The organism is Cedecea neteri (genome assembly GCF_000758325.1).
Classification (GTDB): Bacteria; Pseudomonadota; Gammaproteobacteria; order Enterobacterales; family Enterobacteriaceae; genus Cedecea; species Cedecea neteri_B.
This window is the reverse complement of record NZ_CP009459.1, coordinates 2,363,003-2,375,439: the sequence shown is the minus strand read 5'-3', so window position 1 is coordinate 2,375,439 and position 12,437 is coordinate 2,363,003. Positions and strand designations below refer to the sequence as shown.

The following is a 12,437-nucleotide window of genomic DNA, read 5'->3' as shown; positions in this document are numbered from 1 at the left end:
CTCGCCGCTTATGAGGCGGCGATAAACATTTCGCGCAACTTGTGGAGCTGGTCGCGAACCTGCGCGGCCTCTTCAAACTCCAGATTCTGCGCATGTTCCAGCATCTTCGTTTCAAGCTGATGAATTTTCTGCTGCAGCGCTTTCGGGGTCAGCACAACTTCATCATCTTCAATCACGCTGCGTGCTTTGGTTTTAACCCGCCCTTTGGTCTTAGCCATGCCTTCGCCAAGCTGCAGAACGTCCACCACTCGTTTGTTCAGGCCCTGCGGCGTAATACCATTCTCTTCGTTGTAGCGCTGCTGCTTCTCACGGCGGCGTTCGGTTTCACCAATCGCTTTGGCCATTGACGGCGTGATTTTATCGCCGTAGAGAATCGCCTTGCCGTTAACGTTACGCGCCGCACGGCCAATGGTCTGAATAAGCGAGCGCTCGGAACGCAGAAAACCTTCTTTATCCGCATCCAGAATGGCAACCAGCGACACTTCCGGCATATCAAGACCTTCTCGCAGCAGGTTGATCCCCACCAGGACGTCAAATTCACCAAGACGCAAATCGCGGATAATCTCCATGCGCTCCACGGTGTCGATATCTGAGTGCAGGTAGCGCACGCGCTCGCCATGCTCCTCTAAATACTCGGTCAGATCTTCCGCCATCCGCTTGGTTAATGTCGTCACCAGCACGCGTTCATTGATGGCCACACGTTTACGAATTTCAGAGAGCAAATCATCTACCTGCGTTGCCACCGGGCGCACTTCAATCACTGGATCGAGCAGCCCCGTAGGGCGAACAACCTGGTCAACGATGTCCTCGCCAGATTTTTCCAGCTCATAGTTGCCCGGCGTCGCTGAAACGTAGATGGTCTGCGGGGCCAGCGCTTCAAACTCTTCAAATTTTAACGGGCGGTTATCCAGCGCCGACGGCAGGCGGAAACCGTATTCCACCAGCGTTTCTTTACGGGCTCGGTCGCCACGATACATGCCGCCAATTTGCGGAATGGTGACGTGGGATTCATCCACCACCAGCAGGCCATCAGCCGGAAGATAGTCAAAAAGCGTCGGGGGTGGTTCGCCAGGCCCTCGCCCGGAGAGGAAGCGCGAGTAGTTTTCAATGCCCGAGCAATAACCCAGCTCGTTCATCATCTCGAGATCAAACTGGGTTCGCTGGGTAATACGCTGCTCTTCCAGCAGTTTATTATTTTCCAGCAGGAATTTTCGGCGCTCGGCCAGCTCAACTTTGATGTCTTCCATCGCCTGCACAATACGCTCGCGCGGCGTCACGTAGTGCGATTTAGGGTAGATAGTAAAACGCTGAATAGTTTGATCGATTTGCCCGGTGAGCGGATCAAACAGCGACAGCCTTTCAACCTCTTCGTCGAACAATTCAACGCGAAGCGCAAGATCGTCTGATTCAGCCGGGAAGATATCGACCACCTCCCCTCTTACGCGGAACGTACCGCGCTGGAATGCCTGATCGTTGCGCGTGTATTGCAGCTCCGTGAGACGGCGCAGGATCGCCCGCTGATCGATGATCATGCCCTTCGTCAGATGAAGCATCATCTTCAGGTACAGGTCCGGGTCACCCAGACCGTAGATCGCCGACACGGATGCCACCACGATGACGTCCCGGCGCTCAAGCAGCGCTTTGGTCGCCGACAGACGCATCTGTTCAATGTGTTCGTTCACCGACGCATCTTTTTCAATGAAGGTGTCCGAGCTTGGCACATAAGCTTCAGGCTGGTAGTAATCGTAGTAAGAGACAAAAAACTCAACGGCATTGTCCGGGAAGAACTCTTTCATTTCACCGTAAAGCTGCGCCGCCAGCGTCTTATTTGGCGCCAGTACCATCGTGGGGCGCTGAAGGTCAGCAATCACGTTTGCCACCGTGAAGGTTTTACCCGACCCCGTAACGCCCAGCAGCGTCTGGTGCGCCAGCCCGTTTTCAAGCCCGTCTTTCAGGCGAAGGATAGCTTCAGGCTGGTCGCCAGAAGGTTTAAATGCGGAATTCAGTTTGAACGCTTTACTCATGAACGGGCTACCTGATGAAGAAACGAGCGGGCCGGAGAGTAATTTTACCCGGCAGCGGGATTTTTGCCAGTATAAAAACTGTATAAAACACCAGTTCTCATTTTTACTACGCCTGCTAACGACTGCTTTTTGCCACTTTGTTTGCCCACAATTTGCCCCTTCGCCAGATAAATCTCCAGCCGTGACCGGTTATCCCCAAATTTTTTCGCCTTTTAACATTTGTCAAGGGAGGTAAGGATACCTCTGGCCGAATGTTTGACAGTTTTATTGCAGCTGTTGCTTTTATTTAACAAATTGAATTTAAATGAATATTTCACAAAGACCGGTTTCGCGCCAATTTGGCCGCAGGCCGCGCCCGCTCTCGCTTTCGTCAAGTTTTCTAACTCTAATGCACAAGGTTATCCACAGGAATGGTGGATAACTGCAGCAAGCCCTTTTGCCTAGCCACTCGGAAAAATCCCTGATCTTCCTGTGCCAGGGGCGAAAAAAAATTTTCGCTAATTTTTTTGCTTTTATTCATTCGATTTCGCTATACCCGGCCATATTGAGCAAGATCCCGAAATCGAGATATATCCTGAGGTTAAAAGGCGTTTTATTGCACCAAATTCGTTCTTTTTAGCACCTGTCGGGTGCAGCAAGATCTCATCTTGCACCTCAACTTTATCCTCTCAGGAAACCGATACTCAGTTTTATCCTGAATAGCGCGATGCTTTCAGGCGTTATCACCAAGCTGGCAAGCTAATTGCAGCATATCCAGGGGGGAAATGACTCCCCAACCCAGGAGATGAGCCATGCTTAGCTTACGCGCTGTTAATCAGTTCTACGGTAACAATCACATTCTGTGGAACCTCGACCTCGAGCTGACCTCGGGAGAATGCACCTGCGTGCTTGGCGCGCCAGGCCAGGGCAAAACCACGCTCGTAAACTGCATTACCGGCTATTTGCCAGTCCAAAGCGGCAGCATGCTGTGGCAACAGGCGGGACAGCCGCCCGAAGACTTGGTGAATAAACCGGTTGAGCGCAGGACTGCGCTTGGGATCGGTTACGTTCCCCAGGACAGACGCATCTTCTCCCAGCTTAGCGTTGAGGAAAACCTGCAGATAGCCATGATGGCCGGTCATCAGGCCCCTCGGGCCATTCCGGTGCTAATTGATGACCTGTTTCCCGAGCTTTATAGCCTACGGCAGGTAAAAAGCTGCGAACTCAGCGGAGATATGCAGCAACAGTTAGCGCTTGCCAGGGCACTGGTTTTAGAACCCAGGCTGCTGATACTGGATGAGCCCACTCTCGGCGGAGGGCACCGCTTTATCACAGAAATGGGCAACCTCATCCGGCGCTTAAACCGCGACTTCGGCCTGACTATTTTGTTGGTCGAACAGCGGCTGTCTTTTATACGCCGGGTTGCAGACAAGTTTTGCCTGTTACATAAAGGCCGGAATGTCGCGCAAGGAAATGTCTCCCAACTGGACGACAAGCTCGTGGCAGGCTGGTTAGATCCCTGAACGCAGTCTCTACTACAAATTGTTCAATTTTGCCTGAAAGACCGGGTTGAGGTCCGTCATCGCCCGATGCAGGTTGCACTGCCGCGTCACTTTTGCGATATCCAGCAAAGGCGAAGGTATGGACCTCACGCCAGAGCTGTTCATCCAGCGTAAAACCGCGTCGAGATTCCATAGTGCCGTTTTCCCATCATGTACTGGCGCTGGAAACGCCTCCCGGGAAACCATAACTTTGCGAATATACTGCCGGGACACGCCCAGCAGTTCCGCTACGTCGCTCAACCCCACTAAATCAGGGGCAGCTTCAACCAATAACGCACCTGGAATAATGCCTGAAACGTCCTTTAGCGCGCTCAGTAAGGCTTCTTCTGCAGTGTCGGCTTCGCGGATGAAATTCAGGGCAATACGCCCCGTCACACCGATGCCAACAAGGGCGTCATCACATCCACCCGCACCCAGCGCACCAACCCACTTCTCCGGATTTTTTTGCCCTTTAGGTAGCCTAAAAACAAGCGTGAACGTGTATTCCGCCATGATGACTTCCCCTTGTTAATGCAGGACGCTGCGTGATGCCCTATTGGCGCATCCATCCACAAGCCTGCGAATTTGTCTGGCATGATTCTCTGTGTTGCGAGGCGTACTCCATACACAGCTGATGCAAAACTCGCCGCACCGGCATGTTTTATCGTTCCAGGGGCAATACATTTTTCCCCAGCAATGCGAACCGCCCTCTTTAACCCGCCAACCCTGACATTCTGCGTAGCTTAGTGCCGCCTCTATCTCTTTTTGCGGGTGCCGTTTTCTGGCCATATCTCCTCCGGCTAAAAAAGCATCTCATAAAGGTTGTCACATGACAACTAAAAGTATGAAATACTCTATAGACGTTGCAGCCTGGAAAGAATCATTGTCTGTGGGGAAAATGTTAAAGTGGGAGCCAGCCCGAGGCTTCGCTGCGGGCCTGGCTTTTGTTGCAGTCGCCTTACGGCTTAGATCGTAATAACGGAGAGATCGAGGTAGTGACCAAGCTCAGTTTGATCGCTGATATCCTCAAGCCAGGGAATTTCCCCCAGCAGCGGAGCCGGCAGCCGCTGTTTGAGCGTGGCGAGATATTCCGCATGCCTTTTTCCTGCGGGTTGAACGCCGTTGGCTACCCAGCCAGCCAGTGGTAAACCGGCGGCCTGCACCGCCTGTGCTGTGAGTATTGCATGATTAATGCAGCCAAGTTTCACACCCACCACTAAAATAACCGGCAGTTGCTCGCTGATGGCCCATTCAGCAAATGTCGTGGTGTCAGACAGAGGGGTAAACCAGCCTCCCGCCCCTTCAACCTGAACCCAGTCGGCTTTTCCTGTAAGATTCTTGAGGCCTTCAGACATAGCAGCAAAAGTAATGGGGCGCTGCTCTTCGGCACTAATGATATGCGGGGAGGTCGGCTCAAGAAAAGCCAGCGGATTGATCTCCTCATACGGCAATTTGACCGAGCTATTGCGCTGCAGCGCTAACGCATCACTGTTGCGAATGCCTTCAGACGTCATTTCACTGCCAGAGGCCACGGGTTTATAGCCCACAGAGCGATACCCTGCAGTATTCGCCGCCTGCAGCAGCGCACAGCTAGCGACGGTCTTACCGACTTCGGTGTCGGTACCGGTCACAAACCACTTTTTAATCACGTTCAATTACTCCAAAAATTATCTGCCAGCTAAGAGAGAACTGCCCGTCTTGCCGGGGCCACGCTTCGCTCAGCCGCTGCAGTTGCCCACGCGTCAGCAGAGTGTTTTTGCGGCCATCGTGCAGGTGTGTTGCCCCAACGCCCTTCAGCGAACGCATGGCGCTCATAACGTCAGGAAAACGCTGGCTTACGGTGCGGCTGGTTAATACATAACGCCAGGGGCGACATGCTTGCTCAATCTCGCACACGGATAAAAACTGATTGGCATGCGCACGTTCGTCTATCCCGCGCCAGGCCTCGTGCAGCTCAGGCAGTGAACCTGCCGCAAGCGTAGTGAATGCGATGCAGCCCCCCGATTTTGTCACTCGGTAAAGCTCGGATAAGCCTTGTTGCAGATCGCTGCACCACTGAACGGCAAGATTACTCCAGGCCAGATCCACCTGGTCATCCGCCAGCGGGATAGACTCGATATCCCCCTCAAGAAAACGATGCGCCGACTGGGTTTGCTGACACCGCTCAAGCATCGCTTTCGAGATGTCCAGCGCCAGCACTTCGCTTCCTCTTTCCCGCCAAATTCTGCTGTACCAGCCTGTGCCGCAGCCTGCATCCAGCACGCTTGCGGCGAGGCGGTTTTCCAGCTCGGCCAGCAGATTATCACCGCAGATACGCTGCAGCTCGGCGAAATGCTCGTAGCTGCCTGCCGCCCGGCTAAACGCTGCGGCAACGGCGGCTTTATCAACAAGCTGCGTCATAAAGTGCCCCCAGCAATGCGTCTATATCGCCAGAAGTATGCGCTGCCGTGAGGGTGATGCGCAGGCGGGCGCTACCGGGAGGAACGGTAGGCGGGCGAATGGCGGTTAACCAGAACCCCCGATCTTTCAGGCGGGAGGCGAGATCCAGCGTGCGCTGATTCTCCCCCACAATCAGAGGTTGTATCGCGCTGCCAGAATCAGCCAGATTCAGCGAGAGTCGGGCAGCCCCCTGCCGAAAACGCAGAATATTTTCAGCCAGCCTTGCTCTGTAATCATCGCCCTGCTGAACCACCTTTAACGCGGCCTGAAGCGAGACGGCCTGCGCCGGCGGCATGGCGGTGCTGTATATCAAGTGGCGGGCAAACTGCAGCAGGTAAGTTGCAACGTCTTCGCTGCACAATACCGCCGCGCCGCTGCCGCCAAACGCTTTACCAAAGGTGACGACCAGGATATCTGGTCTGGTATTTTGCAGATGACAGCTGCCACGCCCTTCGTCGCCAAAGACACCAATGCCATGCGCATCGTCGACCATTAGCCAACCGCCTGCTTGTCTTGTCGCCTGTGCTATTTCAGGTAGTGGCGCGCTGTCCCCGTCCATGCTGAAGATACCTTCGGTCAGGACAAGCTGTTCACCTTCATGCGGTTTACCAAGCTGCGTGGCAAGGGCCTGAACGTCGTTGTGATGAAATCTGCGTAGCTGAGCCGGGCTTTGCATCGCCGCTTCCATCATTGAGGCATGGCAAAGCTTATCGGCGATAAGCGTGTCCGTTTTTTGCGCCAGCGCGGAGATCACCGCCTGATTTGCGCTGTAGCCGGAGATAAACAACAGCGCTCGCTCAAAGCCTAGCCAATCCGCCAGCTGTTCCTCAAACGCCTGATGTGCATGGCTATACCCCGTGACGTGGCCAGACCCGCCGCTGCCAACGCCGAACTGCGTCGCGCCTTTTTGCCAGGCCTCCACAATCTGCGGGTGATGGCTCAATCCCAGATAATCGTTGCTGGAAAAATTCAAATATTCCCGACCGTTGGCCGAAAAAATACGCCCGTTACCGAGCGTATTGGCCTGTCGGGTGCGAAGGCTGGCGCTGGATCGCCGTTCGCTTAAAGCCCCGGAGATTCGCAGTGGCCAGCTCATACCGCCGCCGCGTTGTAGTAATTGTCGGTATCGGCGTTGAGGATCTGCCCGGCAAGCTGTTCCTGCTGTTCGTTGTCGCCCATTTCGGTGGTGGTTTGTTGCGGATTAAGCCCAAGCTTGCGGAACAGCTGCAGATCTTTGTCCTCCTCCGGGTTCGGCGTCGTCAGCAGTTTGCAGCCGTAGAAAATGGAGTTTGCCCCGGCCATAAAACACATTGCCTGCGTCTGCTCGCTCATCTGCTCACGGCCTGCGGAAAGGCGCACGTAGGAGGTTGGCATCATGATACGCGCCACCGCGATGGTACGAATAAAATCAAAGGCATCCACATCTTCATTATCCGCCAGAGGCGTGCCTTTGACTTTCACCAGCATGTTAATAGGTACGCTTTCTGGTGGCGTTGGCAAATTCGCTAATTGCAGTAGCAGTCCAGCGCGGTCGGTGACGGTTTCACCCAGGCCGACAATCCCCCCGGAGCAAACTTTGATCCCTGCATCACGGACTTTATCCAGCGTGTCCAGACGTTCCTGATAGGTTCGGGTTGTGATGATATTGCCGTAAAATTCCGGGGAGGTGTCCAGGTTATGGTTGTAATAATCCAGCCCTGCGGAGGCCAGACGCTGCGCCTGTTCATTGGTCAGCGTGCCAAGCGTCATACAGGTTTCCAGCCCCATAGCGCGAACGCCCTGCACCATTTGCTCAAGATAAGGCATATCGCGCTCATGCGGGTTCTTCCAGGCGGCTCCCATACAAAAACGGGTCGAACCTGCGTTTTTAGCCTTGCGGGCGGAGTCCAGCACCTGCTCGACTTCCATCAGGCGTTCAGACTCCAGGCCAGTTTTATATCTGGCGCTTTGTGGGCAATATTTACAGTCTTCCGGGCAAGCGCCGGTTTTTATAGACAGTAAGGTACTGACCTGTACCTGCCGGGGATCGAAGTGCTGTCGATGCGTTTGCTGGGCTTCAAACAGCAAATCCAACAACGGTTTTTGAAATAAAGCAGTGACCTGCGACATTGTCCAGCGTGCGTGGTGAGCCATGGGGTCTCTCCAAAAGGGGTGTTATGAGAAATCGATTGACGTTATACTCGTAAACCTAAATGTTTTTCAAATGGTTTACAAGTCACCCTATGACCCCTGATGATTTAGCGTTCGACCAGCGACATATCTGGCACCCGTACACCTCAATGAGCCAGCCGCTCCCGGTTTATCCCGTTGTGGCCGCGGCGGGCTGTGAGCTGCAGCTGGCTGGCGGGAGCATGCTCGTCGACGGCATGTCTTCCTGGTGGGCGGCTATTCATGGCTACAACCACCCGCGACTGAATCAGGTCATGAAGCACCAAATTGACAGCATGTCGCACGTGATGTTCGGCGGGATCACTCATCCACCGGCCGTTGAGCTGTGCCGCAAGCTGGTCGCGATGACGCCTGTCCCGCTGGAATGTGTGTTTCTGGCGGACTCGGGTTCGGTCGCCGTTGAGGTCGCCATGAAAATGGCGCTGCAGTACTGGCACGCTAAGGGCCAGCCCCGCCAGCGTTTTCTGACCTTCCGTAACGGCTATCACGGCGATACGTTCGGCGCGATGTCGGTCTGCGATCCCGATAACTCGATGCACAGCCTGTGGCAGGGCTATTTGCCTGAACATCTTTTTGCCCCTGCTCCACAATGCAGCTTTGGTGATGAATGGAACGAGATGGATATCGTGCCATTTGCCCGCCTGATGGCCGCCCATCGCGAAGAGATTGCCGCCGTTATTCTGGAGCCTGTCGTCCAGGGCGCGGGCGGCATGCGTTTTTACCACCCTGAATGGCTACGTCGCCTCCGCCGCATGTGCGACCGGGAGGGAATTCTGCTGATCGCCGACGAGATCGCTACAGGTTTTGGCCGCACCGGGAAACTGTTTGCCTGCGACCACGCGGGTATTTCACCGGACATCATGTGTCTCGGCAAAGCCTTGACCGGCGGCACGATGACGCTCTCAGCGACGCTTGCCACCCGCCATATCGCAGAAACCATCAGCAACGGTGAAGCCGGATGCTTTATGCACGGCCCAACCTTTATGGGGAATCCGCTCGCCTGTGCGGTTGCCAGTGAAAGCCTGGCGCTCCTGGCGGAAGGTGACTGGCAGCAACAGGTCCCTGCGATTGAACATCAGCTGCGGGAAGGTTTGCTGCCGCTCACAGCGAATGAAAACGTAGCCGACGTGCGCGTACTGGGTGCTATTGGCGTGGTGGAAACACGCAGGCCTGTGGACATGGCCGCTTTACAGCGTTTCTTTGTCGAACAGGGCGTGTGGATCCGGCCATTTGGCCGCCTGATCTACCTGATGCCGCCTTACATCATCAGCCCTGAGCAGCTGGATAAATTAATTGTAGCCGTCGCACAGGCGGTAAAAAATCCTGAGTTTTTCCGCTAGCTCCCGACTCAAACGGGCCGGGATCGCTTGCCGGCCTGGTCTGTCCTTCACTAATCGATTTCTGGAATGAATTTACACAAATAAATCCAGTTAAGTTATTAATCCCTTCCCGTCTCGCTGCCGATTAACCTTTCACCAGATTCACACCACAGAGAGACAGAAATGAAGAGAACCATTGTACTCAGCTTCTGCCTGATAGCAGGCAGCGCCCTGGCCGATACCGGCTCGCCCCAGCTAAAAGCGGAAACACAGTCAGTGATTCGCCAGGCGGGTTATCAGTGCGATACCGTGAACAGCGTGTACCCCGCCGCATTTGGGGGTTCACTTACCGTCTCCTGCGACAGTGACCACAAATATATTATTCGCAAGAAAGACGGCCAGTACACCGTAGAAAAAGAATAACAAAACGCGTTTTCATCGCCGGAAAATACCCTCTTTCTCCTTTCTGAAGCCGATTTGCACAATCGGCTTCCCGTTTCGCTCAACTTAGTATAAAAAGTCAGGCTTTGAGATAACCCTCTATTCCACCGTATAGCAAGGAGCAACCTTGAACACATTATCGGTTTCTCGTCGCGCCGCAGCCCTGGCTTTTGTAATGGCGCTGAGTGCATGTAGCTCAACCCCACCCCAGGACAAACCGTCTACTCAGGTGGCACCGGGAACCCAGTCCCGCCCAATCCTGGCGGCTGACGAAGCGCAGAATTTTGTAGCAGCGCGCTACTTCACCGCGATGAACCCAAATGAAGCCCCGTGGACACCGTCCTCGATTCGTACGCCTCAGCAGCCTGATTTTGTGGTTGGCCCTGCCGGTACGCCTGGCGTCACCCACACGTCAGTCCAGGCCGCGGTGGACGCTGCTATCATCAAGCACAGCAGCTCTCGTCTGTATATCGCCATTATGCCGGGTCAATATGAAGGTACGGTGTATATTCCTGCGGCTTCCGGTAGCGTGACGCTGTACGGTACCTCTGGCAATGCAGACGATGTCAAAATCGGCCTGACGCTGGACTCTGAAACCGACCCGACAACCTGGCGTCGCACCGTTAACCCGGGCGGGAAATACATGCCAGGGAAACCTGCCTGGTACATGTTTGATAACTGCCAGAGCCGCCGTGGTGCGACCGTGGGCGTGATGTGTTCCGCGGCCGTTTGGTCACAGAATAATGGCCTGCAGCTGCAGAACCTGACCATCCAGAACACCCTGGGCGACAGCGTAGACGCCGGTAATCACCAGGCCGTGGCGCTGCGCAGTGATGGCGATAAAGTGCAGCTGAACAACGTTCACCTGCTGGGCCGTCAGAACACCTTCTTCGTCACCAACAGCGACGTTCAGAACCGTATGTTGACCAATCGTCAGCCTCGCACGCTGGTAACCAACAGTTACATTGAAGGCGATGTGGATGTGGTCGCAGGCCGCGGTGCCGTGGTGTTTGATAACACCGATTTCCGCCTGGTGAACAGCCGCACCAAAGAAGGTTCCGTGTTCGCGCCAGCCACGCTGCCAAACATCTACTACGGCTTCCTGGCCATCAACAGCCGCTTTACCGCTGCCGGTGATGCTCAGCTGGGCCGCTCATGGGATTTAGCCGGTGAAAACGGCCAGGCCGCAAATGGACAGGTTGTGATCCGCGACAGCGTGATCAACGAAGGTTTCAACACGGCTAAACCGTGGGGCGATGCGCTGGAGTCCAAGCGTCCGTTCGCGGGTAACACGGGCACCAAAGACGATAAAGGCGCGATCAAACGCGATCTGAATGACCCGAGCTTCAACCGCATGTGGGAGTTCAATAACCGCGGCGTAGGCAGCCCGGTCGTCGAAGAGAAGTAATTTTTAATTCAGTAAGAAAAAACCTCGCCGCGGCGAGGTTTTTTTATGGCTGACAATCAGTGCGCGTTAATCACAACCCACATTGGTCCCTGCCCGACGGCGTAGCGGCCTTTTTCTTCCAGCAGCCCCTGCTCGCCGTTAATTTTGTACACGGCAGCGTGATGGGATTTCTGCCCGACGGCAACCAGGTACTTACCGCTGTGGTCAACGTTGAAGCCGCGAGGCTGCTCTTCCGTTGGCTGGTAGCCTTCGATATTCAGCACGCTGCCATCTTCGGAAACGCTGAATACGGTAATAATACTGGCAGTGCGGTCACAGGCATAAAGATGACGGCCGTCCGGAGTAATATGGATATCGGCAGCCCAGCGGGTACCGGTGAAACCTGGTGGCATAAAGTCCAGCGTCTGCACGCATTCAATTTTGCCGTGCGGGTCGCGCAGTTCCCAGACATCAACGGTGCTGTTCAGCTCGTTCACGCAGTATGCATACTGCTGGTTCGGGTGAAACGCCATGTGGCGCGGGCCTGCGCCCTCAACCGTCGTGACCTCAGCAGGCGTTTGCGCCACCAGCTTGCCATCATCGGACAGCGTGAACAGGCAGATACGATCCTGTTTCAGCGCTGGCGTCCAGAGCGTGCGGTTATCCGGGGAGATATTCGCCGAGTGGCAGCCGTCCAGCCCTTCAACCACATCGACGGTTTCGCCCGGCAGGCCATCATTTTCAAGGCTAATCACCGCCACGTTTGCCGCGTTGTATGACGCGCTGAACAGGAAGCGGCCTTTACGGTCGGTAGAAATGTGGGTTGGGCTGCCCGGCAGAGGTGCCACGCCAGCTTCTGTCAGAGAACCATCATCAGGCGTAATGCGGTAAGCCACCACACGAAACTCAGGGCGCACGCCAACGTACAGGAAGCGTTTATCCGGGCTGATAACCATCGGCTGAACTTGCCCTGGAGCATCAACCACCTGCACAAGGGTCATTTCGCCGCTGGCGTGCAGCGTCCAGACGTGGATCTGCTGGCTTTCCGGGCTGGCGGTATAAACTGTCTGTTTCATGACTTTACTTTCCTCCTGACGTCGTAAGTAAGCATCATAAGGCCGGCTCACGGCGCGAGCTA

General features: G+C 55.0%; 12 protein-coding genes. 4 read left to right on the top strand and 8 right to left on the bottom strand.

All coding sequences use genetic code 11. The features are described 5' to 3' along the window. Positions 1 to 8: 8 nt before the first annotated feature. Entirely contained in the window at positions 9 to 2,024 is a 2,016-nt protein-coding gene (gene uvrB / locus LH86_RS11215; protein ID WP_039301232.1) for an excinuclease ABC subunit UvrB, read from the bottom strand. A gap of 791 nt (positions 2,025 to 2,815) precedes the next feature. Here uvrB and LH86_RS11210 point away from each other — a divergent pair. Then, positions 2,816 to 3,526 (top strand): ABC transporter ATP-binding protein, encoded by a 711-nt coding sequence (locus LH86_RS11210; protein WP_039301230.1) that lies wholly within the window; start codon positions 2,816 to 2,818, stop codon positions 3,524 to 3,526. A gap of 12 nt (positions 3,527 to 3,538) precedes the next feature. Here LH86_RS11210 and LH86_RS11205 read toward each other — a convergent pair whose 3' ends face one another. The 6 genes from LH86_RS11205 to bioB form a co-directional block, all read right to left on the bottom strand. Continuing rightward, positions 3,539 to 4,057: a helix-turn-helix transcriptional regulator gene (locus tag LH86_RS11205; protein ID WP_039301226.1), complete on the bottom strand. Its 519-nt coding sequence runs from the start codon at positions 4,055 to 4,057 to the stop codon at positions 3,539 to 3,541. Between the two features lie 15 nt (positions 4,058 to 4,072). Beyond that, the gene (locus LH86_RS22805) at positions 4,073 to 4,333 is read right to left on the bottom strand and encodes a hypothetical protein (RefSeq protein ID WP_071842826.1); all 261 of its coding nucleotides are present in this window, start codon (positions 4,331 to 4,333) and stop codon (positions 4,073 to 4,075) included. Positions 4,334 to 4,509: 176 nt separating this feature from the next. Then, complete coding sequence (gene bioD, locus LH86_RS11200) at positions 4,510 to 5,193, bottom strand: dethiobiotin synthase (protein ID WP_039301223.1); 684 nt, start codon at positions 5,191 to 5,193, stop codon at positions 4,510 to 4,512. Beyond that, entirely contained in the window at positions 5,186 to 5,944 is a 759-nt protein-coding gene (gene bioC, locus LH86_RS11195; protein WP_039301219.1) for a malonyl-ACP O-methyltransferase BioC, read from the bottom strand. Before bioC ends, bioD begins: the two co-directional genes overlap by 8 nt. Continuing rightward, entirely contained in the window at positions 5,928 to 7,079 is a 1,152-nt protein-coding gene (gene bioF / locus LH86_RS11190; RefSeq protein WP_039301216.1) for an 8-amino-7-oxononanoate synthase, read from the bottom strand. The genes bioC and bioF overlap by 17 nt, the downstream gene beginning before the upstream one ends. Next, a complete protein-coding gene (gene bioB, locus LH86_RS11185) occupies positions 7,076 to 8,116 on the bottom strand; it encodes a biotin synthase BioB (RefSeq protein WP_008456235.1) in 1,041 nt (346 codons plus the stop codon). The genes bioF and bioB overlap by 4 nt, the downstream gene beginning before the upstream one ends. A gap of 89 nt (positions 8,117 to 8,205) precedes the next feature. Between bioB and bioA the strand changes: the two genes are divergently transcribed. The 3 genes from bioA (at position 8,206) to LH86_RS11170 (ending at position 11,320) form a co-directional block, all read left to right on the top strand. Further along, positions 8,206 to 9,492, top strand: coding sequence for an adenosylmethionine--8-amino-7-oxononanoate transaminase (gene bioA, locus LH86_RS11180; RefSeq protein ID WP_039306105.1), 1,287 nt, complete (start codon positions 8,206 to 8,208; stop codon positions 9,490 to 9,492). A 162-nt stretch (positions 9,493 to 9,654) separates the two neighbouring features. After that, entirely contained in the window at positions 9,655 to 9,894 is a 240-nt protein-coding gene (locus LH86_RS11175) for a hypothetical protein (RefSeq protein WP_039301213.1), read from the top strand. Between the two features lie 145 nt (positions 9,895 to 10,039). Then, a complete protein-coding gene (locus tag LH86_RS11170) occupies positions 10,040 to 11,320 on the top strand; it encodes a putative acyl-CoA thioester hydrolase (protein WP_039301211.1) in 1,281 nt (426 codons plus the stop codon). A 56-nt stretch (positions 11,321 to 11,376) separates the two neighbouring features. Here the strand turns inward: LH86_RS11170 and pgl are convergent, their stop codons facing one another. Continuing rightward, positions 11,377 to 12,375 carry a 6-phosphogluconolactonase gene (gene pgl, locus LH86_RS11165; RefSeq protein ID WP_039301209.1) on the bottom strand — a complete coding sequence of 333 codons (999 nt, stop codon included), beginning with the start codon at positions 12,373 to 12,375 and terminating at the stop codon, positions 11,377 to 11,379. Between the last annotated feature and the right edge of the window lie 62 nt (positions 12,376 to 12,437).